This is a genomic window from Aliagarivorans taiwanensis DSM 22990, assembly GCF_000429505.1.
GTDB classification, from domain to species: Bacteria; Pseudomonadota; Gammaproteobacteria; order Enterobacterales; family Celerinatantimonadaceae; genus Aliagarivorans; species Aliagarivorans taiwanensis.
Window position 1 is genome coordinate 249,248 of sequence record NZ_AUBZ01000001.1, and the last position, 26,176, is coordinate 275,423.

The 26,176-nt window shown below is 54.0% G+C and carries 23 protein-coding genes and 1 riboswitch; of the genes, 6 read left to right on the forward strand and 17 right to left on the reverse strand.

The window, feature by feature from the left end; genetic code table 11:
* The first annotated feature begins 155 nt into the window (after nucleotides 1–155).
* On the forward strand, nucleotides 156–1,049 hold the full coding sequence (locus G462_RS0101180) for a LysR family transcriptional regulator (protein WP_026957361.1): 894 nt from the start codon (nucleotides 156–158) through the stop codon (nucleotides 1,047–1,049).
* An 86-nt stretch (nucleotides 1,050–1,135) separates the two neighbouring features.
* Here the strand turns inward: G462_RS0101180 and G462_RS0101185 are convergent, their stop codons facing one another.
* From G462_RS0101185 to G462_RS24865, 4 genes are all read right to left on the reverse strand, one after another.
* Nucleotides 1,136–2,011 (reverse strand): B12-binding domain-containing radical SAM protein, encoded by an 876-nt coding sequence (locus G462_RS0101185; protein ID WP_026957362.1) that lies wholly within the window; start codon nucleotides 2,009–2,011, stop codon nucleotides 1,136–1,138.
* A 244-nt stretch (nucleotides 2,012–2,255) separates the two neighbouring features.
* A complete protein-coding gene (locus tag G462_RS0101190) occupies nucleotides 2,256–3,080 on the reverse strand; it encodes an SDR family NAD(P)-dependent oxidoreductase (protein WP_026957363.1) in 825 nt (274 codons plus the stop codon).
* Between the two features lie 153 nt (nucleotides 3,081–3,233).
* Nucleotides 3,234–3,440 carry a MerR family transcriptional regulator gene (locus G462_RS24860; protein ID WP_245579507.1) on the reverse strand — a complete coding sequence of 69 codons (207 nt, stop codon included), beginning with the start codon at nucleotides 3,438–3,440 and terminating at the stop codon, nucleotides 3,234–3,236.
* 15 nt (nucleotides 3,441–3,455) lie between these two features.
* Nucleotides 3,456–3,746, reverse strand: a complete 291-nt coding sequence (locus tag G462_RS24865) for a MerR family transcriptional regulator (protein WP_245579508.1) — start codon at nucleotides 3,744–3,746, stop codon at nucleotides 3,456–3,458.
* Between the two features lie 256 nt (nucleotides 3,747–4,002).
* Here G462_RS24865 and G462_RS0101200 point away from each other — a divergent pair, with 256 nt between their 5' ends.
* Nucleotides 4,003–4,443 (forward strand): hypothetical protein, encoded by a 441-nt coding sequence (locus G462_RS0101200; RefSeq protein WP_026957364.1) that lies wholly within the window; start codon nucleotides 4,003–4,005, stop codon nucleotides 4,441–4,443.
* A 31-nt stretch (nucleotides 4,444–4,474) separates the two neighbouring features.
* Here the strand turns inward: G462_RS0101200 and G462_RS21360 are convergent, their stop codons facing one another.
* The 11 genes from G462_RS21360 to G462_RS21385 all read right to left on the reverse strand — a co-directional run bounded on the left by G462_RS21360 (nucleotide 4,475) and on the right by G462_RS21385 (nucleotide 18,097).
* On the reverse strand, nucleotides 4,475–5,845 hold the full coding sequence (locus G462_RS21360) for a DEAD/DEAH box helicase (RefSeq protein ID WP_051326434.1): 1,371 nt from the start codon (nucleotides 5,843–5,845) through the stop codon (nucleotides 4,475–4,477).
* Between the two features lie 246 nt (nucleotides 5,846–6,091).
* Complete coding sequence (locus G462_RS21365) at nucleotides 6,092–7,213, reverse strand: zinc-dependent alcohol dehydrogenase (RefSeq protein ID WP_084404876.1); 1,122 nt, start codon at nucleotides 7,211–7,213, stop codon at nucleotides 6,092–6,094.
* 447 nt (nucleotides 7,214–7,660) lie between these two features.
* The gene (locus tag G462_RS21370) at nucleotides 7,661–8,881 is read right to left on the reverse strand and encodes a cation:proton antiporter domain-containing protein (RefSeq protein WP_051326435.1); all 1,221 of its coding nucleotides are present in this window, start codon (nucleotides 8,879–8,881) and stop codon (nucleotides 7,661–7,663) included.
* Nucleotides 8,882–8,955: 74 nt separating this feature from the next.
* A riboswitch (Fluoride riboswitch) is annotated at nucleotides 8,956–9,039 on the reverse strand.
* 37 nt (nucleotides 9,040–9,076) lie between these two features.
* Nucleotides 9,077–9,517, reverse strand: coding sequence for a GNAT family N-acetyltransferase (locus tag G462_RS0101220; RefSeq protein ID WP_026957365.1), 441 nt, complete (start codon nucleotides 9,515–9,517; stop codon nucleotides 9,077–9,079).
* 64 nt (nucleotides 9,518–9,581) lie between these two features.
* Complete coding sequence (locus G462_RS0101225; protein WP_026957366.1) at nucleotides 9,582–11,207, reverse strand: methyl-accepting chemotaxis protein; 1,626 nt, start codon at nucleotides 11,205–11,207, stop codon at nucleotides 9,582–9,584.
* Between the two features lie 162 nt (nucleotides 11,208–11,369).
* Nucleotides 11,370–12,155: an HDOD domain-containing protein gene (locus G462_RS21375; RefSeq protein WP_051326436.1), complete on the reverse strand. Its 786-nt coding sequence runs from the start codon at nucleotides 12,153–12,155 to the stop codon at nucleotides 11,370–11,372.
* A 171-nt stretch (nucleotides 12,156–12,326) separates the two neighbouring features.
* Nucleotides 12,327–13,580, reverse strand: a complete 1,254-nt coding sequence (locus G462_RS0101235; RefSeq protein WP_026957367.1) for a glutamate-5-semialdehyde dehydrogenase — start codon at nucleotides 13,578–13,580, stop codon at nucleotides 12,327–12,329.
* Between the two features lie 8 nt (nucleotides 13,581–13,588).
* Nucleotides 13,589–14,698 (reverse strand): glutamate 5-kinase, encoded by a 1,110-nt coding sequence (gene proB, locus G462_RS0101240; protein WP_026957368.1) that lies wholly within the window; start codon nucleotides 14,696–14,698, stop codon nucleotides 13,589–13,591.
* Nucleotides 14,699–14,799: 101 nt separating this feature from the next.
* Nucleotides 14,800–15,195 carry a sigma factor-binding protein Crl gene (gene crl, locus G462_RS0101245; RefSeq protein ID WP_026957369.1) on the reverse strand — a complete coding sequence of 132 codons (396 nt, stop codon included), beginning with the start codon at nucleotides 15,193–15,195 and terminating at the stop codon, nucleotides 14,800–14,802.
* A 158-nt stretch (nucleotides 15,196–15,353) separates the two neighbouring features.
* Entirely contained in the window at nucleotides 15,354–16,583 is a 1,230-nt protein-coding gene (locus G462_RS21380; RefSeq protein ID WP_084404878.1) for an alpha/beta fold hydrolase, read from the reverse strand.
* A gap of 176 nt (nucleotides 16,584–16,759) precedes the next feature.
* Entirely contained in the window at nucleotides 16,760–18,097 is a 1,338-nt protein-coding gene (locus G462_RS21385) for an NCS2 family permease (protein WP_051326438.1), read from the reverse strand.
* 358 nt (nucleotides 18,098–18,455) lie between these two features.
* On the opposite strand from G462_RS21385, the gene G462_RS0101260 reads away from it, so the two are divergent.
* The gene (locus G462_RS0101260; protein WP_026957370.1) at nucleotides 18,456–19,910 is read left to right on the forward strand and encodes an aminoacyl-histidine dipeptidase; all 1,455 of its coding nucleotides are present in this window, start codon (nucleotides 18,456–18,458) and stop codon (nucleotides 19,908–19,910) included.
* Nucleotides 19,911–19,957: 47 nt separating this feature from the next.
* Here the strand turns inward: G462_RS0101260 and dinB are convergent, their stop codons facing one another.
* Both dinB and G462_RS0101270 read right to left on the reverse strand, forming a co-directional pair.
* Nucleotides 19,958–21,022, reverse strand: coding sequence for a DNA polymerase IV (gene dinB, locus G462_RS0101265; protein ID WP_026957371.1), 1,065 nt, complete (start codon nucleotides 21,020–21,022; stop codon nucleotides 19,958–19,960).
* A 136-nt stretch (nucleotides 21,023–21,158) separates the two neighbouring features.
* Nucleotides 21,159–21,647 (reverse strand): DUF1993 family protein, encoded by a 489-nt coding sequence (locus G462_RS0101270; protein ID WP_051326439.1) that lies wholly within the window; start codon nucleotides 21,645–21,647, stop codon nucleotides 21,159–21,161.
* Nucleotides 21,648–21,840: 193 nt separating this feature from the next.
* Here G462_RS0101270 and G462_RS0101275 point away from each other — a divergent pair, with 193 nt between their 5' ends.
* The 3 genes from G462_RS0101275 (at nucleotide 21,841) to G462_RS0101285 (ending at nucleotide 26,097) form a co-directional block, all read left to right on the forward strand.
* Nucleotides 21,841–23,721 carry a hybrid-cluster NAD(P)-dependent oxidoreductase gene (locus G462_RS0101275; RefSeq protein ID WP_026957373.1) on the forward strand — a complete coding sequence of 627 codons (1,881 nt, stop codon included), beginning with the start codon at nucleotides 21,841–21,843 and terminating at the stop codon, nucleotides 23,719–23,721.
* Nucleotides 23,722–23,780: 59 nt separating this feature from the next.
* On the forward strand, nucleotides 23,781–24,236 hold the full coding sequence (gene gloA, locus G462_RS0101280; RefSeq protein ID WP_026957374.1) for a lactoylglutathione lyase: 456 nt from the start codon (nucleotides 23,781–23,783) through the stop codon (nucleotides 24,234–24,236).
* Nucleotides 24,237–24,474: 238 nt separating this feature from the next.
* A complete protein-coding gene (locus tag G462_RS0101285) occupies nucleotides 24,475–26,097 on the forward strand; it encodes an alpha-amylase family glycosyl hydrolase (RefSeq protein WP_026957375.1) in 1,623 nt (540 codons plus the stop codon).
* Nucleotides 26,098–26,176: the final 79 nt, after the last annotated feature.

Below are 26,176 nucleotides of genomic sequence, written 5' to 3' on the forward strand. Positions count from 1 at the left end.
GCACAGCCGTAAGTGTGGAAGCCGACTCCTTGAAGTTCAAGCAGTTAACTTTTAGTAACCTGCGCAGAATTTACCTACCGTGACAGGCTTTCGCGTTGCAGTGACTGGCTTGGACATCTAAGGTAAGTCCATGAACTTGATTTAGTTTTTATCTAATGAACATTGATCACCTAAAACTGTTTGTACGCTTGGCCAGCACCGCCAACATCAGCCAGGCAGGTCAGGAGCTGGGGCTATCGCCGGCAGTGGCCAGCACCCATGTCTCCAAGCTCGAAGAGAGCCTAGGGGTGCGCTTGGTGCATCGCACCACCCGTAAGGTCTCGCTTACCGAGGAGGGTCAGGCCTTCTTGCCCCATGCCGAGGAGGTGCTCACCCGGGTGGAAGCGGCGCGAGCCTCGGTGGGAGCGGGGAATACCCTACCCTCTGGCATTCTTCGGGTAACGGCCCCCGCCTCTTTCGGCCGCATGCACCTGATACCGGCACTGAGCGATTTTCAATCCCAGTACCCAGAGCTTAAGCTTGACCTGCGCCTCAGCGATACCATCGTGGATTTGGTTGAAGGCGGCTTCGATATCGCCATTCGTGATGCAGTGTTAAAAGACTCTACCTTGGTGGCACGCAAGCTGGCCAGTGACCGGCGCTTGACGGTAGCCTCCCCCGCCTACTTGGCCAAACACGGTCAGCCGCGGCACCCGGATGAGCTAAGCCAGCACCAATGCATCACCCTTTCGGGCCTGGATCTTTGGCACTACGACAGTCCCACTGGCCCACTAGCGGTTAAGGTTTCAGGGCTGCTGCGCACCGATAATGGCGAGGCGGTGCGCGATGCCAGTGTTAATGGCTTGGGCGTCACCATCAGCTCGACCTGGTGTTGCTATCAGCAGCTGCAACGTGGCGAGTTAGTGCCAGTGCTCGAAGACTATCCATTACTCTCAGATACTGCAATCTGGGCGGTCTACCCTAGCTCGCGCTTGTTAGCGCCCAAGGTCAGGGCCTTTATCGACTTCTTTGCTGAGCGCTTTGCCGAGCCCTATTATTGGGAGCAATAAGGCCGCTCTGTAGGCCGATTCCTTTCAGTCGACGAGCATTGGCAGCCATCGAGCATTAGTCTCCACCGAGGTAGCAGCACTCGCGTTTACCAAGAAAAGGTCTGAATGATCTGCTGCTGGGTAATGGGGTTAGTCGCCACCTCGTGATTGATGCGCTCTAAGAATGCATGACGTGCCTGTGGCAGCATACCGCGCATCGGTGAGATGTTATTGCCATGATCCCCCCAGTAGTAACACTCAAAGTCTTGCAGATTCTCCAATAAGTACTGCTCTTCTTGTAAGATCTGCAGCGGAGAGGGCAAGCTAAAGCGCCCCTGCTCCACCTCACGCTCCAGTTCAGTGCCCGGCTGTATCGCCAGCGCCATTGGCGCAATCTCCTCTGGCTTTAGCTGATTTACCAGCGCTGTGGTCGCCTCGATGTGCTGTTTGGAGCGCTCGCGCCCGCCCAAGCCAAAGATAAACGAGGCTAACACGCGAATACCGGCTTGCTTTGCACGTGCCATGCCTTCGATGGCATGCTCCGGCGTCATGCGTTTGCCAATGCGCTCCAACACCTCGCGATCGCCCGACTCTAGCCCGGCGTACACCATGTTCAACCCCGCTTGACGGATCTTGATAAGCTCTTCCACACTCTTGCGCCGCAAATCGTTAAACCCCGCATACATCGAGATATTTTGAACCTCTGGGAACGTAGCCGTAATCTTGTTCAGTACTTTAACCAAGCAGTCGGTGCGCGCCGCCATCACATTGCCATCGATAAGGAATATGGACTCCACGCGATGATAGCGCTGGCGTAAACCCTCAATATCTTGAAACACATCGTCAAGATCGCGGATCGTAAATCGTTTATCGCGAAACATGTTGCAGAAAGTGCAGGTGTTAATGGAGCAGCCCAGTGTTACCTGAATCAATACACTCTCCGCTTCTGTCCACGGGCGGTAAATCTTGCCTTCGTATCGCATCTTGAAATCTCCGGTTGTCACGCCTCAGGGATTTAGTTGCTCGGCGTGATGAACGATGCAGCGAAGATTAGCAGGCACTTATACAGGCGATAATCCTGACAGCTTGTGAATCAGTTTTTAGAATTTGTTGAGAATCGAGGGTTAATGTCGCCGCCAAGTAAGCACAGCGGGTAAAGCTAGGCGGGAGGCAAAAGAAAAGGCACTGCCCCCTAAAGGTATCAGTGCCTCAAAGGAGCTGGATGACTTAAAGGACTAAGGTTAATTGCTCAATCGCCGCCATCACCGCTGCACTCTTATCAGGGTCGAGCGCATCTGGGTGGGGCGAGGCAAAGCGGTGGCTATCGTTATCGAAATATTTTCCCGAGGCATCGGCAAACTCTTCGGAAAGCGCTGCTCGGCAGAGGATATCGGCCCCCACGCGCAGATCGCCACCGGCCACCCCAAAGGCATCTTTGACCATTTTGCTGCCGAGCATTGAGGCTGGATTGACCGCCACCACCAGCGGGCCACGTTGGTCTTGCTGATTGTTCAGGCCAATCACCCGCGACCAGATGGTAAGCGCCAGCTTGCTTTGGGCATAGGCTTGGCCATCGGAGAGTGCCTGTTCGCCATTTAGGGCAGCGATATTAACGCTGGCCTGCGCCGCAGACGAGAGGTTCACCACCCGCGCTTGAGGGCCCAGCAAGTCCGCCAGTTTCTGCATTAGCAGGTACGGCGCCAAGGTGTTCACCACAAAGCGCACATCTAAGCCGTTATCCGCCACGGTATTTGGCGTGTTGTAGACACCGGCATTGTTGATCAATACATCCAACTGCGAATGCTGCTGTTTAATGGAATCAGCCAAGATCTGCACCTCGGCAAAGCGCGACAGATCTGCTTGATAAGCGTCTATGGCAGCCCCGGGATAGCGTTCACTTAAGGCCTGGCGGGTGGCCGCTAACTTGGCGGCATTGCGTCCATGTAACAGCACATGATGGCCCTGCTCGGCCAGCATGCTGGCGGTTTCCAGGCCAATGCCATCAGTAGAGCCGGTTATCAATATGGTCTTGCTAACGGTAGGGTTGCTCATGTTGTCTCATTGTGTGATTAGATAAAACTACCGATAAGCATAGCGAATCGCAGTGAAGCTGATTACAACGCCTAACCATTAAAGAGAATTTAGATTCGGAAGATAATCAGGGCAGCAAACGCCGCCCTGAAATCTTAAATACGCCTATGAGGTTTACAGCTTTCGGATGGCTTGGATTTCTTGCTGATCAATGCCAAGAGACTCCAAAAACTTTTGGTGCTCCTCAGGCTCCATCTCTTCAAACTTTCTATGCCAACTCGTCATCGCAGCTTCATCAAAACCTGCAGCCTGCCTTACTTCTACCCAACGTCGTTTAGTGACCATTTTACTCTCCAATAGCTTCGGATCTTGCAGCAACACAACGATTGCTCGCTGCTACTCACGTAGTTTGCTTATCTCGGTTTCCAGTAACTCAAAGTGCTCTCTGAGCACTTTGGCCTGATCCGTAGATGCCTGTCGATTGAGCAGACTGTTAATACTTGCCACCGACAAACCATAACTGCGATAAGCAACAATGGTTTGCAACCGCGTAAGCTCGCTTTCACCGTACCAACGATAGCCATTGGCAGAACGCAGCTTAGGCGCAATCAATCCTTGGCGTTCGTAGTACAGCAACGTGGCTCGAGAAATACCGCAGCGTCTTGCTAAGTCAGTGACCGTTATCATCGTATTACCTGTTTGCTAATCGAGCGGAGAGTATCAAGGCTAAACCTTTAGACGGGTCAACAGGGATGATAGCGTCATTGATGAATAACATCTAAAAAGTACCCAGTTGGCACAGTGGTGGCTATTCACGCGCTAAGTGAAGAATTGAGCCTAAGCTGGTTAATGTTCAAAAATCCGGCGCATTAGTGGATCGCAACTTGCTTAGCCAGATCACATTTTAGCAATCACTGCCGTACGGCAAGCAACCGAGCCGATAATGAAGATTGATAGCAATGCCGCTACCTTGTATAGCGAGGCCACACCTAAGCAGCTACCAAAAAAGCTGTCCTACGACACCGCCATTGAGCCACAGCACCAATGCAGTGGCGATACACTGAAACGCATCGACTTTAGCCACACCACCAGCAAGGCCTTGATGGATTGGGTGGATGAACAAGTCGCCGAAGGCCATATGGCGCTGCCGTTACGGCAACACTTTGCCGATATGACCCTGCAGATCCCCGTCACCAGCCGCAACAACGAGATGCAATGGCAGGATGACGATAGCAACTGCCTTAACTTTATAGAACGAGCCGAAACCGCCATCGAAGCGGCACGCAGCAGCGGCGATAGCCAGACGAAACAGCACTTAGAGCAAGCGCTTGAGGTGATGCATCGCCACCAAGGCATGGCCATCGGCATCGATGCCCACGCCTAAGCGATGAGAAGGTGATTGCTATTGAGGTAAACTAGCGGTTGCCACTTTGACTGCGTTGGCGATTGCCGTTGGCTTGGCCACGCGAGTTAGGGTTGCGGCGGCGATTGCTGTTACGAGAGTTATTGCGCGGCTTACGTGGTGCCTCTGAAGCGCCCTCACCCGATTGCTGACTACCCGCATTGCCAGAGCTGTTAGCGCCGGTTTTTGGCTTATTTTTCTTTGGCTTCTTCGGTTTAACCGGTTTCAATGGCTTGGACGCAGACAAAGGATTGGTCGGCTCAAAGCCTTCCAACGATTGGCGCTCCAGGTGCTGCTGGGTCAATTGTTCAATCGCCACCAACAGCTTGTGCTCATCTTCCGAGACCAAGGAGATCGCATGACCGCTGGCACCCGCGCGACCTGTACGGCCAATCCGGTGCACGTAGTCTTCCGCCACGTTCGGCAGGTCGAAGTTCACTACCTGTGGCAGTTGGTCGATATCCAGACCACGTGCGGCGATGTCGGTGGCAATCAGTGCGCGGATGGCGCCCGATTTAAAATCGGCCAACGCTTTAGTACGAGCATTCTGGCTCTTATTGCCATGAATGGCGGCAGAGCTAATGCCGCGCTCTTCCAGCTTACGCGCAATACGGTTGGCGCCGTGCTTGGTGCGGCTAAACACCAACACCTGCTGCCAGTCGCCCTGCTTGATAAGCTTGGCCAGCGCGCCGGTTTTGCGGCTCTTATCAACCGGGTAGATCCACTGCTCAACGGTGCGCGCGGTGGCATTACGCGGGTTGACATCGATCTCAACCGGGTTGTGCACCAGACCTTTGGCCAGGGCGCGGATCTCATCGGAGAAGGTCGCCGAGAACAGCAGATTCTGACGTTTGGCCGGTAGCAGGGCCAAGATCTTTTTGATATCACGGATGAAGCCCATGTCCAGCATACGGTCGGCTTCATCGAGGATCAGCACCTCTAGCTGATTAAAGCGCACCGCATTTTGCTGGTAAAGATCGAGCAGGCGACCCGGTGTCGCCACCAACACATCGCAGCCGCGACGCAGCGCCATCATCTGCGGGTTGATCTTCACCCCACCAAACACCACCTGTGAGCGCAGCGGGGTGTGCTTACCATATACCGATACGCTCTCCCCCACCTGAGCGGCGAGCTCGCGGGTTGGCGTAAGCACCAAGGCGCGTACATTGTTGCTACCAGCACGTTGCCCACCGAGTAGGCGCTCCAATAGTGGCAAGGTAAAACCGGCAGTTTTACCGGTACCGGTTTGCGCAGCAGCCATTACATCCTGGCCGTCGATGACCGCAGGGATGGCTTGCTGTTGAATGGGAGATGGCGTGGTATAGCCTTTCTCTTCGATAGCTTTAAGGATGGCAGGTGACAGACCCAGGGAAGTAAAACTCATAATTGCTCTCGTTGCTGGCGCGGTGCACTGTGGAATCTGAAACCTACTCCACCGCTAAGTAGGGCGCGCAGCATACAGCAAGCACAGCTCAGGGGCCAGCAGATAATCTATCCAAGAGGTCGCAGTTGAACCGGCAAAACGTAGGCGCTACCGGTCACAGCGAGACGCAACCACACGCATTGCCTCTTAAAGACGGAAAAAGCGCCCGAAGGCGCTTTGTAGTAATTAAAGGAGGTGTAGCGTCGCTTAGCTATTCAGCGTGACAACCTTGATCCCTTCCATGCGGATGTTGGTTTCAACCGCTTCGGTCAGCTCTTCAAGTGGGAACTCATGGGTTACCAGCTTCTCGATGGGCAGGCCGATGGCTTTAATGCCTTTCATACACTCGATGGCATTCGGGTAGTCTTCCGGGCTGTAGGCCCAAGAGCCCACCAAGGTGATCTCCTTGTTGCAGATGTCGAAGTGCGGATTGATGGCCGCCTCGCCGTTGTCCACAAAGAAGCCCAGCTCACACAGGCCGCCACCACGGGCGATCAGCTTCCATACCGCAGATGCGGCCGCCGGTACGCCGGTGCATTGGAAGGCGAACTGCGCGCCACGGCCGTTGGTCAAGGCTTGAACGGCTTCAACCAGCCCCTCGGTGCCCGCAAACTTGGTGAAGTTCAGCACCTCGGTAGCGCCAAGCTCTTTGGCAAGCTCCAGACGAGAATCCTGGCCATCGATGGCGATGATGTTTTGCACGCCCAGCGTCTTCAGCACCGCAATAATCGACAGACCGATAGGGCCAGCGCCTTGAATCAGCACTGGTGATGCAAAGTTGATCAGGTTAGTGGTTTTAGCGCGCTCCACGGCGTGCACCGCGACTGCTACTGGCTCAATCAAAATGCGCTCTTTGACGTTGAACTCAGACACGTTAAAGAAAGTAGAACCGGCTTTCAGTACCAAGTAGTCGCCAAACCAACCATTGAAGCGGTTGTCTTCTTGCTCGCCCATCAAGCCGTAGCAGCCCATATTTTCACACAGGTTGGTGCGCCCCGGGGTAGCCTTACAAGGCTCACATTCACCACAAGGGATAATGCTGGTGATCACTTTCGAACCCAGCGCGACCGCCTTGCCGGTGGTATCGCAGGTCACGTTCTTGCCCAGTTTTACGATTTCACCGGTACCTTCGTGGCCCAGCACCACCGGAATCATGCCGAAGGGGTCGTTGCGGTATTCGTGCACGTCGGTGCCACAAACGCCACAGCCTTCGATCTTAACCAGAATCTCATCGTCGCCGATCTGAGGAATAGCAAACTCCTCAAACTTAAAGGTTTTCAGATCGGTAAGTACTGCGACCTTGGCCTTCTCCGGGATTTCCACTGACATATTTTCTCTCCATTTTCGATATAGCTTCAGATTCTTGACCTGACTGAATGCAAAGGATGCTGAGGCGCAGAAAAACCGGGCTATTCCCGCCATTGCGCCCCACTTACTGAGAGGAGATAGATGTCTATCTGTGCAGGAATAGACACTAGTCGCAAGGTGGCCACAATCGAGCAGAAACAACCCGGTTTCTCTGACATTAACCCGCATAACGGCTTAACGAACTGCTGCTTCACTACAGCAAAATCGTTAATACCCGCATTCAATCCAGGTGATTAATGATGCAAAGACTACCCTATCGCTGAGACAGACGATGAATGCCGGATTAGGCAAAAACTGTACGCATTTGCCAGTTATGGAAAGACTAAAGCGTAACTGTGATGAATATGGCGTAGAAATGAAAATGGAGGAAAAATGGCGAAGCGCTGATTTTGCTTCGCCATTGGGCGACTAAGGCGCCCGCTTCTCGCTACCTTGCGAGGCTTGAGTGGCTGGTCGAGCAGTGGTGAGCAGCTTACGGGCAAATAGATTAAGGCCGATAAGCCCCATGGGCGCGGTAAAGATGATCGCCATCACCGCCAGCGCGAGGATAATCTCTCCTTCGGGGACCCCGGCTGCTAATGCCACGCCGCCTAACGCAGCTTGTACTGTCGCTTTTGGAGAGTAGGCAATCACGCAGAACAGGCGTTCTTTAAAGGTCAGCGAGGAGAACTGGGTGGCTAGCAGCACACCAATAGAGCGCGCCACCAAGCCAAGCATGATGGCCAGCAAGCCAGTGGCCCCTGCGCCAATCGCAACCCCAACATCCACCGACAGACCAATTAACACAAACAAGGCAATCTGGGCGAAGTACCAGATATGGCCAAACAGGCTGGAGAGCTCGGTGGCCTGCTGCTCGGCTTTCTCAAGCAAGATAAAGCCCATCGCCATCACCCCAAGCAGCGCTGCAGCGTTGATCCAGTGGCCAAACTCAACCAGCAACACAGCCAAAGTGAGCATCAACAAGATCTTCTCAACCAAGGGCAGGTTGTAGCGCTTGAACACCCACGCCAGCAGTAAGCCCAGCGCCAGCCCGGGCAGCAGGCCGGTGATAATCGAAACCGGGATCTGCCAGGCCACCGCGTGCCAGGCAACATCGCCGGTGGTAGCCATGCCTAAGCACAAGGAGAACAGAGTAATGGCAATCACATCATCCACTGAGGCGCCGGCCAGGACGATGGTGGGCACTTCACGCTCAGAGCCATAGCCTTCAGCCTTGAGCTCCAACATACTCGGCACCACCACCGCCGGCGACACCGCTGCCAGCATAAAGCCGGTAAGTCCGGCGACCACTACATCGAAATCGAACAGCGCTTGAAGCACAAAGCTCAGGGCAATGCCTTCGAACAGGCAGGGGATAAAGGTCATGAGCAAGGCCGGTAGGCCCGCGCGCGACAGGGTTGCCCGGCTGATCCCCAGCCCCGCCTTGAGCAAGATGATGATTAGGGCCAACGTTTTGAGAAAGCCAGCCCCTTCCTCGAGCGACGGCGGCAAGGCATCGCCGACGTAGTAGCCCAGGGCTATGCCAACAAATACCATGCCCAACACGCCGGGTAAGCGCAGTAGATTCACCAGCTTGCTGGCATACAGGCCAAAGAACAATACACAAAAGAAAACGATACCGAGGGACACGTGGCCTCCAAACTCGAGGGGGGATACAACGGACCGATCTGTCCTGTGAATCCCCTAACTACAACAAAGGGTTAAGATACACAGGAGTCATCAGCTGTATGAGCTTGTCAGGTACTCATAGGGCGGTTATACGGCGGAACTCCATCGCCGGAAGTTAGGCATTCTACAGCAAAGTCCAGCGAGGACAAGCCACCGCTATAGAGGCAAGCGAAATGCCTGCATGGATGAGCGGATAAAGCCCTGTTGCTGATAGACATGCTGGGCAGGATGATTGTCGTGGTCGGTCAGTAAGGTCACTCGCCCGCACTGTCGAAACTTCGCTTGCTCTATCGCCGCCTTTAACAAGGCACTGCCAATGCCTTGGCCGCGGTAGGCCTTCGATACCACCATATCCTCCAACATGGCCACTCGCCCGCCTAAGGCGGTGGAGAAGTTATACAGCAGGCTGACCATAGCGATTACCTGCTCGCCTTCAAGAGCGAGCAACACCTCACCACTGCTGTGTTGGAAGATGGACTGAAGACCCCGCCGTTGACGCTCAGGGTCGATATGGAACTCGGCCTCTTGCTCAAACAGCTGAGCCAGTAGCCGAGTGAGTGCGGGAATATCACTTTCAGTTGCAAGCCGAACAATCATGGGCACTTCCTTGTCTGCTGCCCTCGATTATACCTAAACCAACGAACCAAATTGGGCCGCGCACTCAGAACAGCTTGAAACGCGCGACAGAACTGGAGAAATCATCCACCAAAGTATTCACCTGCTGTGCGGTATCCTGCACTTCTGCGGCGCTTTGGTGGTTGTTCATCGCCATTGCCGTGATCTGGCTGACTCGGTCTGCCAGCTCCATATTGGCCGAGGTTTGCTCTTGCAGGGAATGGGTCACTTCTCGAATAATCGCCACCAGCTGCTCAGATAGCTGCCGCATATGGGAGACCTTTTGCTCCACCTGCTCGGTTTGCTGCATGTTTTGCTCGACAAAGCCCATGCTGTTATTAATATGGGTAACAGTTTTATCGATGCCTTCATGTACATAGCGGATGGTTTGGGCGATCTGCTTGGTCGACTCCGAGGTGCGCTCAGCCAGTGCCCTGACCTGCTCAGCCACTACCGCAAAGCCGCGCCCCTGATCGCCCGCCCTTGCGGCTTCAATCGCTGCGTTAAGCGCCAGTAAATTGGTTTGCTCGGCCACATCATTAATCACCTTCACCACCCCTTCGATCTCTTTGGAGTGTTTGCCTAACTCGGTGATTGCCTCGCTGGATGCCTTGGCGCTTTGGTGGATCTGCTGCATATCCACCAAGGTTTGATGCATGCTTTTTGAGCCGCTCTCCGCTTCCTCACCGTTCTGATTACTCAGGTCAGTCATCTTGCTGGCGTCATCCGAGATAACATTGATGCTTTGGGTAAACTGTTCCACCAACGCGGCGATGGTATTGGTATCGTCGGACTGGCGGTTGGAGGCCTGCACAATATGGCTGGACAGCCCAGCCAGCTTGTCAGCCTGATCATCGAGCTGTTTCACCCCACTATGGATACCCGACAATGTCTGAGAAAAGGCGTTCATCAAGTTGTTTAATGCCACCCCTACCCGAGCAATCTCATTGCGACCATCTTGCGGGTAGCGCAGCGATAAATCGAGGTCGTTTTCAGCTTGCGAAAGGGAGTTCGACAGGTAGCGCAACGGCCTGACAATACTGGCCGCAATCACCAACGAGAAGCCGATCAAGCCACCGGTGAGCATGGCCACGCCTAGCAACAGCCAGATTACATCGTGCCAAAAGCTGCGCTCTACATCATCGACATAAAGGCCGGTATTCAACACCCAGCCCCACTCGTTAAAGCTCAGTGAATAACTCACCTTGTGATAGGGCGTTTTGTCTTCGCCAGCCTTAGGCCAGTAGTAATCGACCCAACCACCGCCCTGGCGCGCCGCATTCACTGCATCACGCACGATGTGCACGCCGTTCACGTCTTTGAGGTCGTTCAAGTCTTTGCCAATCAATTGCTTGGCGATGGGGTGGTGGACCATTTCAGAGTCAAAGCTGTACACCATGAAGTAGCCATTGTCGCCATAGCGCATCGCATCCAGGGCTTGCAGCGCGCGTTGCTGGGCCTCTTCTGAAGAGAGCTGACCTTGGCGGGCCTGTTCTGCAAAGCTTTCGACCAAGGTGTAGGCAGTCTCCACCAGTACCTTGATCTGGAGCTGACGCTCCTCCAACATTCCGTGTTTCTTATTAAGTAGCGTTACACCGGCCACCAGTACAATTGAGATGCTAGCAAGAGCAATCAGCAACAACAGGCGTTGGCGAATAGAAAGCGCATTCATGGAGGACTCCCTTCCTTACATTTCTTGCAAATAACACAAAGCTCAACAAAAGCATAGATGCTAGTGCTATGACTAGGAAGGGTTTATTGACTTTATTGTTATAAAAACGAGGAAGGCTGTTACAAGTCAAGAGGGAGCAAAGCTCTGCTCCCTTATTTTTGGCTAATCCGCAATGGATGAAGCAAACTCAGCGCCAGCCGTCATTAGATCTGGCAACTGCTCTATCACTTTATCCGGCGCTACGCCCAAACGCAGGGTCAAGATAGAGCCAAGCAGTCGGTTCAGCTCTTCGTTTTCCTCACAATCCGGTTCGGTTGCCAGGCAATCCACTAACGCAGCTGAAAAGTACACCAAGGCGGGGAAGCCCTGAGAGTTTTTGCCCACCGAGCTGCCCTGCGCCTCGATGGCGCTAACGATATCATCGGGGAAGTTCCAGGTTTCCGCTAATGTCGCCCCCACCTGAGCGCTACTCACCCCCGTGGTATCGATATGGGGCGTTTCAACTTCGGTATAGGCCAGCAGCACACTGCCGATGTCATACATCATGCCACAGGTAAAGGCCACGTCCGGGTTAAGCTTGGCAGGACGAGCTAGCTCTTTACTGATGGTGGCCACCTGAAAGCTTCTGGTCCAAAAGGCCTTCAGGTCAAAGCCGGGAATCGATTTGGTCATGCTAGCCATGCCTGAGGCTATCACCAAGGTACGTACAGTGTTGTAGCCCAAACGCACCACTGCTTCGTCCATCGAGGCGATGGTTCTCGCCCCACCAAAGCGCGCGGTGTTCGCCAAACGCAGTACCTTAATGGAGATAACCGGGTCTAAAGAAATTTGTTGGGCGATGTACTCAAGATCTAGCTCATCGTCATCGAAGCCATTGATTAGGTCCTGAACGATCTTTCTGATTTTCGGAAGTTTATTGATATTAGATATCACAGCATCAGTGCTCATAAGCATCCATCCCTGATAGAAAAGAAATGACGAGGGGATCGCCTCAGCTTTAGTAATACATCTATCAGAATAGGCCAGTCGCACAGCTTTACCAGCACGCTCTCCTAGCTAATCGACACAAAAAGGCCCCGCATCGCGAGGCCTGATGATTAGTCATTAACTATGAGCAGCTTAGCTGCGCACCAGCATGTCGGCCACGCCAATCCACTTGTAACTGGTCAGCTCTTCCAGCCCCATTGGGCCACGGGCATGCAGCTTCTGGGTCGACACCGCCACTTCGGCGCCCAAACCAAACTGTGCACCGTCGGTAAAGCGGGTAGACGCATTCACATACACCGCCGCCGAACCGGCTGCGTTAACGAACTTCTCGATGGCAGGCATACGGTAGCTCAGGATGGCATCGGAGTGGCTGGCGTTGTGCTCACGCATATGGGCGATGGCTTCGTCCACATCGGCAACCACCTTCACCCCAAGGGTGAAGCTCAGCCACTCGGTATCGAAATCGCCGTCGGCAGCTTCGCGCAACTCAGCAGCGCCGCTTAGGCCTGCATAGGCGCTGGCGTCGGCCACCAGGCTAACCTTGGCTTGGTTCATCCGTTCAACCAGCTTAGGTAGCAGGCTATCGGCCACCGCTTGATCCACCAACAAGGTATCCAGCGCGTTACAGGCTGAAGGGCGTTGCACCTTGGAGTTCTCAATCACATCCAGCGCTTTGTCGACATCAACGCTGCCATCCACATACACATGGCTGATACCAAAGCCACCGATGATCACTGGAATGGTGCTGTTCTCCTGACACATCTTGTGCAGGCCTGCGCCACCACGAGGAATGATCATATCGACATATTGGTCGAGCTTAAGTAGCTGAGCCACCAACTCGCGATCTGGCTTGGCGATATATTGCACCGAGTGGGCTGGCAGGCCAGATTTCTCCAACGCTGCTTGAATCACTGCCACCAAGGCCATGTTCGATTGGAAGGTCTCTTTACCGCCACGCAAGATGCTGGCGTTACCGGTCTTCAAGCACAGCGCTGCGATATCGATGGTCACGTTAGGGCGGGCTTCGTAGATCACGCCCACTACACCCAGTGGTACACGGCGACGTGACAGGCGCATGCCATTCTCCAGCACGCGGCAATCAATCTCACTGCCAACCGGGTCGTTAAGGTTCACTACATTGCGCACATCGCTGGCAATGCCGGCCAAGCGCTCGGGGTTGAGGGTAAGGCGATCGAGCATCGCTTCGCCAATACCGGCTTCACGTGCGGCGGCCAAATCGTTGGCATTGGCGGCTAAGATCTCCGCTTCGCGCGCTTCCAGCTCATCGGCGATGGCGAGCAGCGCGGCGTTTTTCTGCGCCGTTGAGGCGGTAGCCAGCTCAAAGCTGGCCTGCTGGGCTTGTTGCCCCAAAATTTGCATATCCATGTTGCTTCCTATTTCAACACTAAGTCGTCACGGTGTACCGCAACTGGCCCATACACATAGCCGAGAACAGCTTCGATCTGCTCCGAGTGTAGGCCTTTGATTCTATCAATATCTTGATACTGGTAGCGACAGATGCCGCGGGCAATCTCTTGACCATTCTCGTTGGTCAGGCGCACCACATCGCCACGGTAAAAACTGCCACGCGCCGCAATCACGCCTTTTGGCAGCAAGCTGGAGCCGCGCTCCACCACCGCTCGGCAAGCACCAGCGTCGAGTACCAGCTCGCCTTGTGGAGGGGGACCGGCCAACAACCAGCGCTTGCGATTCTCCAGCGGGGTTTGGGTGGCGCGAAAACGGGTGCCGACATTTTCACCGGCAGCCGCTTTGGTCACCGCCTGCTCGGCATGGCCAGCGGCAATCACCACCTCAACGCCAGCGCGGCGCGCAATATCGGCCGCCTGTAGCTTGGTGGCCATACCACCAGTGCCCAAGCCACTCACACTATCGCCAGCCAGCGCTTTGATTGACTCGTCAATCTCTTGCACTTCTTCGATAAGCTTGGCGTCGGGGTTAGAGCGGGGATCTGCGGTGAACAGTCCCGGCTGATCGGTCAGCAGCACCAGTTTATCGGCTTCGGCCAGAATCGCCGCCAGTGCCGATAGATTGTCGTTATCACCCACCTTAATCTCAGCGGTGGCAACCGCATCATTCTCGTTGATCACCGGCACAATGCCGTGATCAAGCAGCGCTTTAAGCGTGTCGCGGGCATTTAAGAAGCGCTCGCGATCTTCCATATCGGCGCGGGTCAGCAGCATCTGGCCAACGTGCAGGCCGTAGATATTGAACAGGTTTTCCCAGGTCTGGAACAGTTGGATCTGGCCTACTGCCGCCAGCATCTGCTTGTTCGCCATAGTCGGCGAGATAGCGCCGAGTTTGTGCGACAGGTGTTCACGACCGGCCGCCTGTGCGCCCGAGCTCACCACCACCAACTGGTGTCCTGCTTTGCGTAACAGGGCGAACTGGCGCACCAGTTCAATCATATGGGCACGATCTAATTTGGAGGTGCCGCCAGTGAGTACACTGGTACCCAATTTAACAACGATTGTTTGCTTTGACATTTTCACCGCATGTACTGAGCCAATCAAAGGGGCTTATTCTAACTGAATATTGAAGGTGGGCGCATCCAATAGCTGCGCCCAATTAAAACGAAATGTGGTATTTAGGCTGCCGGGAGTGCTTGACTCGGCGAAAGCGAAGCCGATGCTTCGATGGGCAAGGAAAGTTCGTCTAACAGATTAAGCAGCTTTTGGTAAAACACATCCAGTGACTTGGTCACTTCTTCTTGATGTTTTTTCGGGATAGCGCACTCATCCCAATCACCTTTCTCGTTGTAGATGCCCCACGTGTAGTTGTACTCGAAGCCTTGTTCGGTCACAACTAGCTGCATCCACCAACCGTAGAACTCTCTGACTTCAGCTGCAGGTTTGGCACTTACACAGGCGGCCAGACAATCGAAGAAATAGCATTCCTTGCTACTCTGCTCTCCGCGCAGGTAAGGTCCAAGCTCGGTAAACTTCTTTACCAGTTTGCCGTGAGTTGGCCATTTTACATCCATGTTTGTTTACCCTCCCAAATGGTAAATCAACTGCTAGATATCCTTCATAGCTTAGGGTTGCGGCAGTTATCAGTGCTTATTTAAAGGCAGTCTTTTAGCACCTTACGAACCAACAACTTGCGCAACCTAAGAACTATAATGACCCGATTAAAATTAAATCACAAATGCTTTTGCAGCCACTTGGTCACATCTGCGAAGATGCTATTAAAGGCGTGATTCTCCGCAATCGAGTCCATCACCTTCACCGTGCAGTCGCTAGAGGCATGGGATAACAAGTTAAGATCTTCCGCCGGACATAGGTAGTCGCCGCCCCGCCCCAACACGAAAAGTGGCAAGCGGGTATGCATCGCCCCCAGCAAACCTTGGGTTTTCAAAGACAACGGTAGGCATTTATAGAACAGCGCTTCGGGGTCGGCACTGTCGATACCCAGGCGATTGGCCAGACAATCCCGATACATCTGCGGCAGCGCCTTCATCCGGTTGATATCGCTAAAGATGCGGTCCACCGGCCCAGCTAAAATCGCCGCAGCTTTAAGACGTTCTGGCGCCAAAAAAGCCATGCGTGCGGCAATGTTACCGGCAAAGCGATAGCCCAGTACCGCAACCCGGGTGTGATCCACCCATGGCACCTCTTCCAGGTGATCCAAGATAGCCATATGGATATGACTGCTATCTTGCTGCAGGCACCACTGAGTACTGTGCCCTACACCTGGGAGGTCAACGCTAAGCATGGCAAAACCGGCTTTAGCGAAGTAGTGCTGGAAGATCGGGTACAGCTCAGGTTGGATACTGTCGATACCGCCGCTGACGATAACTACGGGTTTGGGGCTGTCATCATCAGGCAGGTGCAGGTAACACTCAATATGCCGGTTATCCACCGGAATATTCAGCTTTTTCACCAAGTAAGGGCTGTGATCCACTGCACTGAGCAGGTGGGTATAGGACAGAGCATGGGTCGCCGTTGCGATCTGATCGCCCTTAAAGTGCGGGAAGCCCGCCATGGTGGCGTAATAGCTCGCCATCAGGTACTGCTTGTGGGCTTGCGGTTCATCGTGGGCCTCAGCGAAGGCCTTGGCCATGCTGGCTGACGACGAGGAGAGCTTCATAAACTCGAAGCTCCAGCTACCTGGCTGATAGCCGCCAACTGTATCCAACATCTCGCTGGTACGTGGCTTATCACAGGCAGATATACGAGAAAACACAGATTGAATGTCAATCCAGGACATGCCCATCCACTGCCATAACCACGGCCTTTGAATACGGTACCAAGGCCGGCCATCGTACTGGTTTTCAGCGATTAGTTGGCGGGCTTTAGAATTGGAAATTGTAGAGGTTTCTTTTACGGTTACGCGTGGCTTAAACAAGCTCTCAGAAAGATTTTCCGACACACTACGTCCTACTTGTACTTATTGCGTCCGGCCAATATAAACAAAAAAGCCATTCCGAGGAATGGCTTTTCGCAACAGAAGTTCACTTTCCTTTTAGAAGAACAAGAACTTCAACATAAATACTACATGCTCAACATGTATTTGTACTTGGTAATCACGCAATAGCAATGACTGCTCTATGCTAAGCCAATAAACTCAAAGAACATGAGAACATATGGCCACCAAAGCGGTGCCGCATACTTCAACACAAATACTACAGCCAGTACCCAAACACTAGACGGCACGTCACGATGACGACCAGCCAGCAACTTAATTACAGCATATGAGATAAAGCCTAACGCGATACCGTCGGCGATGGAGAACGACAGCGGCATCATAATCGCCACAATTGCAGCTGGCGCCGCTTCAGTCAGATCAGTCCAATCGACGTTAATAAGGCCAGACATCATCAACACACAGACATAGAACAGGGCACCAGCGGTGGCGTATGCGGGAACCATACCTGCCAGCGGCGCAAGGAACAGCGCGGCCAGGAACAAGGTACCCACAACCACAGCCGTCAGACCGGTACGGCCGCCCTCTGCCACACCCGCGCCACTTTCGATGTACGAGGTGGTGCTTGAAGTACCCAGCGCCGCACCCGAGATGGTGGCGGTTGCATCGGCCATCAGCGCCTTGCTCAGGCGTGGCAGCTTGCCGTTCTCGTCCAGCAAGTTACCACGCTGGGCAACCGCAGTCAGAGTACCGGCGGTGTCGAACAAGTCAACGAACAAGAAAGCGAAGATCACGCTCACCATGGCAACATCAAAAGCACCGGCGATATCCAGCTGTAGGAAGGTCGGGGCAGGGTTTGGTGGCATAGACACGATACCACCGAACTCAACATAGCCCAGCGCAATCGACAGCACGGTAATCGCCAAGATGGAGATCAGTACGCCGCCCTTAACTTTGCGATATTCCAGACCGATGATCAGAAAAAAGCCCAGAGCAGCCAGCAGCATCTGAGGAACATTCTCATGCCCCAAGCTTACCAAGGTCGCTGGGTTATCAACGATGATGCCGACATTCTTCAGGGCAATGAGCCCCAGAAACAGACCGATACCCGCGCCAATACCCACCCGCAGAGCCTGCGGAATCGAGTTGATGATCCACTCACGCACCTTAAACAGGCTAAGTGCCATAAAGATAACACCGGAGATAAATACCGCTCCCAATGCCACTTCCCAGTCATAGCCCATTCCGCCAACAACGCCATAAGTAAAAAAGGCGTTCAGGCCCATACCCGGTGCTTGGGCGATTGGATAGTTTGCGTAGAAGCCCATCACATAACAGCCGATCGCTGCAGCTAAACAGGTCGCAACAAATACTGCGCCCTGATCCATGCCGGTCGCTGATAGCATGCTGGGGTTCACGAAGATAATGTAGGCCATGGTGAGGAAGGTGGTTAAACCTGCAATCACCTCGGTACGCACGTCGGTACCGTGATCCTTCAGTTGAAAGAGTTTTTCTAACATGTTTGTGTATTTTCCTAGGCGAGCTTTAGTTAACCGGGGGCTTAACTACGCTGTGCTTTTTCCCTGCTGGTAAAAGCCCCACAGCACCGCGGGCATTATATGATTCGAACTGCAAATTGCCACAAAATTCAGTGTACAGAATTTGAGCTTTAGATCTAGGTCAAATACTACAACTTCGTTACATGAAAGGTTGATATCTCATTGATAAATATATGAATTTATCCATAACGCCAATGCCAGATTATGGATTTTTGTTTTAAAACGTAGTCCTAAAATGGTCAACTAATAGAGATAAATTCAAGTTACTGGTCAATTCGGGTTAGAATTGACTGGATATTAAAGACCGAGAGGAACAATCGTGTCATCGATTTCTGAATTAAAGCCAAACGCACTGTGGAAGTTTTTCGACCAGATCTGCGCCATTCCCCACCCTTCATACCACGAGCAAGCCCTGATTGACTGGGTGGTGAGCTGGGCCAAAGACCAAGGCCTAGACGTGCAACTGGATGAAGTGAGTAACGTGATCATCCGCAAACCTGCCACCAAAGGGATGGAAGACCGTGAAGGCGTGATTCTGCAGGCCCACCTGGACATGGTGCCGCAGGCCAACAGCGATACTCAGCATGATTTCACTGCCGACCCTATCCGCCCGTACATCGATGGCGAATGGGTGACCGCCGAAGGCACAACATTAGGCGCCGATAACGGCATTGGCGCTGCATCGATTCTAGCGGTGCTGGCCAGCGATGATATTGCGCACGGTCCACTGGAAGCGCTGCTGACCATTAATGAAGAAGCCGGCATGGACGGCGCATTTGGCCTCAAGCCTGGCCTGCTCGAAGGCAAGCTGCTGCTCAACACCGACTCAGAGCAAGAAGGCGAGGTATACATGGGCTGCGCCGGTGGCGGCGACACTAACGTAACCTTTACCGCTGACTATATCGATGCCAGCGATGCGGCCAGCTTTGAGCTGGTGATCAAAGGCCTGAAAGGCGGCCACTCTGGCTGCGATATCCACACCGGCCGGGCCAATGCCAATAAGCTACTGGCCCGCCTGTTGGCCAAGCTGCAGCAAACCGATGGCCTGTCATTGGCCACTATCGAAGGTGGCAGCCTGCGCAACGCCATCCCGCGTGAAGCCAAAGCACAGATCCAGTTAGCCGATGTGGCGGCAGCCAAGGCGCTACTAGATAGCGAGATCGCCGCGATCACCGCAGAGTACGCCCGCGTAGAAGACACCCTCAGCATTGAGCTGGTTGAAAGCGCCGCACCGGCACAGGTAATGAGCCCGGCGATGAGCGATAAGCTGATTGCCAGCCTGAACGCCTGTATTAATGGCGTGATCAGCATGAGCCAAGACATCGAAGGCGTGGTTGAGACCTCGCTAAACGTAGGCGTTATCCGCACCGATGAGTCAGGCAACATCAAGCTGCAAATCCTGGTTCGCTCACTGGTAGATTCAGGCCGCCTGATGGTGGAATCAAGCCTGGCGTCGCTGTTCAAGCTGGCGGGTGCAGAGGTGGATCACAGCGGTGCCTACCCAGGTTGGAAGCCCGATCCAAACTCAGCACTGAAAACCGTGATTGAGCAAAGCTACCAGCAGCTGTTTGATAAGCACCCCAATACCATGGTGATCCACGCCGGACTTGAGTGTGGCCTGTTCAAAGCTGCCTACCCAGAGTGGGACATGGCGTCATTTGGCCCAACCATTAAGTTCCCGCATAGCCCCGACGAGAAGGTCAACATCGCCTCGGTGGAGAAATACTGGGAGCTGATGAAAGCGGTGCTAGCCAACACGCCAGCTAAAGGCTAAGTGAGTACTTAGTCTTACGGCGATATGAGTGTAAGACTAGTTCGCTGCTAATTAGCTAAAGGAAGAGCCAGCTGGGTAAGCTGGCTTTTTTGATCGTGCTCTAAGCCGATATGCACCCCAATCAGCCGCACCGCTTTACCGTGGCCACGACTGAGCGCTTCATCGAACAGCGCCAATAGCAAAGACTGGTCGATATCGCGCGCTTGCTGCTCTTTGGTGGTGAGCTGGAAGTCGGCAAACTTCACCTTTACCCCAAGCTTGTTCATGGCGGCTTCTTTTAGGTGCTTAGCGCTGCGCCGCTCCAGCTCGGGAAGTAAGCCGAGTAAGCGCTGCTCCAGCACCTCACGGTTGGTGATATCGCCACTGAAGGTGCGCTCTACCCCCACCGACTTACGTTCTCGGTGAGCACTCACTTCGCGCTCATCAATACCCTGGCAGCGCTTCCATAAACTCTTACCCAGTTTACCGAAGTCTCGTTCCAGCTCAGCGGGGTCAGCGGCCAGCACATCGGCGCCAGTAAACAGGTCGGCCGCATGCAGGCGCTCGATGCTGACTTTGCCCACGCCGGATATCTTCTCCAAAGGCATGCTATGGATAAACTCTGCCATCTGCTCGGGGCGGATCACCGCCATGCCATTGGGCTTGTTGAGATCAGAGGCGATCTTGGCCAGAAACTTAATCGGCGCAACGCCTGCCGAGGCGGTCAGGCCAGTCTCTTTGAAGATATCTTGTCGGATCTGCTCGGCAATCAAGGTGGCAGAGCCAGAGCAGTGCGGGCTGTCGCTGACATCTAAGTAGGCTTCGTCCAGCGATAGGGGCTCAACCTTGTCGGTGTAGTGATGGAAGATCGCCTGGATCTGGGCGCTGATCTGCTTGTAATAGTCGATGCGACCCGGCAGCAAGATCACATGCGGGCATAGCTTTAATGCTTGTACCGTCGGCATGGCCGAGCGCAGGCCAAACTTGCGCGCTTCGTAGTTGCAGGTCGACAGCACACCGCGGCCACTGGCAAGGCCACCAATAGCAACGGGCTTGCCATACAATGCCGGGTTATCCCGCATCTCAATGGCAGCATAAAAACAATCCATGTCGACATGAATAATCTTTCGCATGGGCTAAACGATAACCTGCTCACCAAACCTGTATATATAAACAGTATCATTGTAGCGCTGATTAGTGCTTAGGCCAAGCGTCGAGTTCTGCCGCAGGGGTTAACGCGCCAGCGCCGGTAATGTTGGCGTCGATTAATTAGGGTTCAACGAAGCTAAACCCCGCAGGATAGGAGTGCAGGCCATCGAAGTCGCCCTTACTGAGCGGCACCTCATGGCTGCGGGCAATCGCATAGACCATCGCCATATGGAATAGCAGGTTAGGCAGGACAAGTTGATGGATAAATTGTGGCTCGGCCAACTCGGCGGTAGCGAAGCCGAGCCGCTCGGTGTGGGCACGCTGCGCAGAGAGTTGCTCTTTATCTGGCGCTTGCTCAAGCCAGCCGACAACCTGCTCGATATGCGCCAACACCGCGGCTTTATCATTGCTATCAGTCTCTACCAATACCGGCTCGATCCCCACCAAGGGGGCATAGCCGCGAATGGCAAAGTTTGCCGCGATCTTGGCGTGCATCGCCAGATTAAGCATATCTGCACATAAAGCCTGCTCAAACAAGGACTCGGGGGTCTTTTCAACAATGATCTGTAACTGGCTGAGGTGGTGCGAGAAAAGCGCTTTGATATCCAACGGTTCCGTCCTTGGCGAGCTTTCGAGCTTTACAGTTGGCCTAGCCTATCAAAAAAGCAGCAGTTTCGCTCGCCGCAAGGCCGCTCTATCGGCTTTATTTATTTCTGACTCACTAACTTCATGGTTCAAAGCTGGCTCTCAGGGAGTAGCCTCAGTACAATCGGGCTAACACTTTAAATACAAAGGACTGCGTGTGAATACAGCTAGAATCAGTCAACTCAGTGTTTACCCAATAAAATCCTGTACCGGCCTGCACCTGAACCACGCTCTCGTGGAAGAGCACGGTTTGGCCTTCGACCGCCGCTTTGTGGTTGCCACCCCTGAAGGCAAGTTTCTCACCGCTCGCACTCATCCCCGTTTGAATCAGATCCACTGCGCCCTGGTGCAAGATGGTCTGCACCTGCGCGCCCCCGATATGCCACCTTTGGATGTGGAATATCAGCACTTCAGCGCCCGCTATACCCAAGTTCAGGTGTGGTCTTCCACCATCGATGCGCAGCACTGCAACAGTGACTACGACCAGTGGTTTAGCGACTATTTGGGCATGGACTGCCAACTGCTGTTTTTCGGCAAGCACAGCGAGCGCAAGGTGAAGCGCCGCGACAGCCAAGTGGCCTTCGCCGATGGCTATCCGTTGCTACTTATCTCTCAGGCATCGCTGGATGATCTTAATCAGCGCGCCAGTGATCACATCCTCATGAGCCAGTTTCGCCCCAACATCGTGGTCAAGGGCACCGAGCCCTTTGCCGAGGATAGCTGGAAGCGGATTCGTATCGGAGAGGTGGAGTTTGAAATTACCAAGCCCTGCTCACGCTGCGTGTTCACCACTCTCGATCCTGAGACCGGCCAATATAACGAGCTGAATGAACCGCTACGCACTCTGGCCAACTACCGCAAAGGCGCCGATGGCGAGCTCTACTTTGGCCAGAATATGGTTGCCCTGAACAAAGGTAAGATCAGCCTCTATGACCCTATCGAGGTGCTAGAAACCCAACAGGGCGAGGCCTACCCCGACCATGCCCCGAAACGCCCCGGCGCGCAGCCGCCCAGTAGCGGGCTGTGGCAAAGCGGCCAGCAACGCCTCGAGTGTGTCGCAGTAGAGCCGGTCACCCACGATGTATCACGCATCTTGCTGGCCCTGCCCGATGGCTTGCGCTGTCACTACCTGGCCGGGCAATACCTGCCGATAGAGGTCGAGATCGATGGCCACCCGGTGCATCGCAACTATACGCTGTCATCCAGCCCCAGCCGCCAAGGGCTGTTGGAGCTCACCATAAAGCGGGTTGAAGGCGGCAGGGTTTCCAATTGGTTACTGGACAATATCCAAGCGGGTATGCACCTAAAGGCACTGCCGCCGGCTGGGGATTTCTACCTCGAGTGTGCCAGCCAGCCACGGCTGCTGATGCTTAGCGCCGGCAGCGGCATCACCCCAACGCTGTCGATGCTGCGCAATATCGTTGACCGGCGGCTGCCCTATCAGGTGACCTTCTTGCACTCCGCTCACAGCGAGCAAGACCTGATTAATCGCGCCGAACTCGACTATCTAAACACCTTCGATAACATCGATATTCGCTACACCCTAAGCCGGGAAGCGCCCAGTGACTGGCAGAGCTATACCGGCCGCCTAAATCGCGGCATGCTGCTGGATGTGGCCGAGCTTGAGCAGCACAGCGTGTTTGTTTGTGGGCCACAGGCCTTTATGCAGAGCGCCAAAGAACAGCTTCTGGCGCTAGGGTTGCATGAGAGTGATTATTTTGAAGAGAGCTTTGGACATCGCGATGAGCAAGCCGCCAGCGATGCCCCGGCCACCGCCCACAACATCCTGTTCGACTCCTGGGACAGCTATGTGCAAGGTAACGACCAGCAGACCTTGCTCGAGCAAGCAGAAGATGCCGGTATCAATCTGCCCTACTCCTGTCGCGGCGGTTTCTGTGGCGCTTGTCGGGTCAAGCTCGAGTCCGGTGAGGTGAAAGTGATCGAAGACAGCGGATTGAGCGAACAAGATAAACAAGACGGCTTTGTGTTAGCGTGCAGTTGTAAACCGCGCTCTGACCTGGTGATTACCCAAGGCTAAACCAACACAACGAACTACCTAAACAACCAAGACCTAACGACTTAAATTAGGATGAAACAATGAAATTTTTACACACCATGGTACGCGTTAAAGACGTTGATGCGTCGCTACATTTCTACTGCGACCTGCTGGGCTTTAAACTGGTTACCCGCGATGATTACGAAAGCGGTCGCTTCAGCCTGATCTTCCTGGCGGCCCCGGAAGATTACGAACGCGCCAAAGTTGAAAAAGCGCCCTGCCTGGAGCTGACCTACAACTGGCCCGATGAAAACGGCGAAAGCGAGACCTACACCGGCGGCCGCAACTTCGGCCATATCGCCATTCAGGTAGAAGACATCTATGCCGCCTGCCAACACCTGCAAGACAATGGCGTAGTGATCAACCGCCCACCACGCGATGGCTACATGGCCTTTGTTCGCTCTCCCGATGGTGTCTCAGTGGAGTTGCTGCAAAAAGGTAACAAGCTAGCACCACAAGAACCGTGGGCTAGCATGCAAAACACCGGCGAGTGGTAAGTCGCCATCATTGGTAGACAAAGAGCGGGGCTTCCCGCTCTTTTTGGTTAGCCCTCTTTCTCATTTACCCTCCGCTAGCTTTCTTCCTCTTATCTGCTCTCCCACCACCTTGACTCACACGCCACACCTTTAGTGACTCAATGCACAATTACCGATAATTAACTTGTTAGCCATTATCCCTAAATGGTCAAAATATCAGCGCTTTATACAAAAACTATTAAATGGGAAAGGAAGCGTTATGAATACAAGCAAACAAGGAATTGCGGGGTTGCTTTTGGCAACTCTAGTTGGCTGCGGCGGCAGCAGCAGCGGGGGAGAAGCCCCCCCCTTCATTGAAGGTGAAGCCGAAAATCTGGTCGATATGAGCGCGGTAGCCGTTGATGACCAACCCGGTATGCCCGCCAACTGGTACCAAGGTGCCACCTTTATGGAGATCTACGTTCGCGGCTACAAGGACAGCAGCGGGGATGGGATCGGCGATATCAACGGCCTGATAGAGCAACTCGACTATCTACAAGATCTTGGCATCGGCGGGATCTGGTTGCTGCCAATCAATCAGAGCTCCGACAATGACCATGGCTACGAGGTCACCGACTACCGAGCCATCGAGCGCGACTTCGGTAGCCGTGAAGACTTCGATCGTTTAATCAGCGAAGCTCACCAGCGCGGTATCGGGATTATCATCGATTACGTGCTCAACCATAGCTCGGGCCAACATCCGGTGTTTATCGACTCCGATAACAACGCCGGGAACAAACGAGACTGGTATGTGTGGCGCAACACCCAGCCCACCAACTGGGGCGGCCCATGGTATTCGCCCACCCCTTGGCATCCGGGGCAAAGCGGTTACTACTACGGCTGGTTCCAATCAAACATGCCGGAGTTTAACTTCCGCAACTCTCAGGTGGTCGATTTTCATCATAACAACCTCCGTTACTGGTTGAATGCCGCTGTCGATGGCTTCCGCTTCGACGCCACCAGCCACTTGGTGGAGAACGGCCCCGGCGATGGGCAGTTCGGACAACCCGAGAACCAAGACGTGATGTTTGCCGTCAAACAGGTGGTCAGGGAAGACTATCAGAACCGCTATATGCTGTGTGAGGACTCATCCGCCTCCATCGCCGCAGCGCAAGATGACGCCTGCGCGTTCTACCTGAATGCAGAGCTGATGGCAGCGGCGAAAAATGGTGGGCCCTTTTCTCAATCGCTCATCAGCTGGTTACAGTCGCCATCGCTATCTCGAATGGGGCTGTTGCTCTCTAACCACGATGCCTTCGCCGGAGACCGGGTGTATGAGCAGCTTGACGGCGATATAGAGCGCTACAAACTGGCCAGCGCCAGCTTGTTAACCCTGCCCGGCCAACCATTCATCTACTATGGCGAAGAGATCGGTATGGGTCACAACAGCCAAGGCGGAGATTGGGGCCTGCGTACCCCTATGAGTTGGACCGCAGAAGGCGGCTTTAGCGAGTCAGAATCGCTGTTCCGCGAGCCAGCCAGCAACCGGGCTGAGTTTAACGTTGCCGATCAAATCGGCGATCCGGAATCGCTGCACAGCCACTACAAAGCGCTGATCCAACTGCGCAAGCAAAGCCCTGCTTTGCGCTATGGCGAACTGCAACTACTGTCCCACTCGGGGAACAGCCTTGCGTTCTTGCGGGTTCATGAGCAACAACAGGTACTGGTTGTGCTCAACTATGGTAGTAGCGCACAGAGCCTGTCGCTTGAACTGGGCCAAGCGAACACTGCGCTGCTAGCCCTGTCGGGCTTTGGTCAAGACGGCTTAAGCACCAATGCAAGCGGCATACTGTCCATCAACCAACCCGCCTATGGAGTTGGCATCTACCAACTCGGGGAGTGACAAACCGATAACAGCCGAGTAAGCGAGCCTTGTTCGCTTTCTCGGCGGATTGACAAACAGGCCTTTATCACTAACCAAA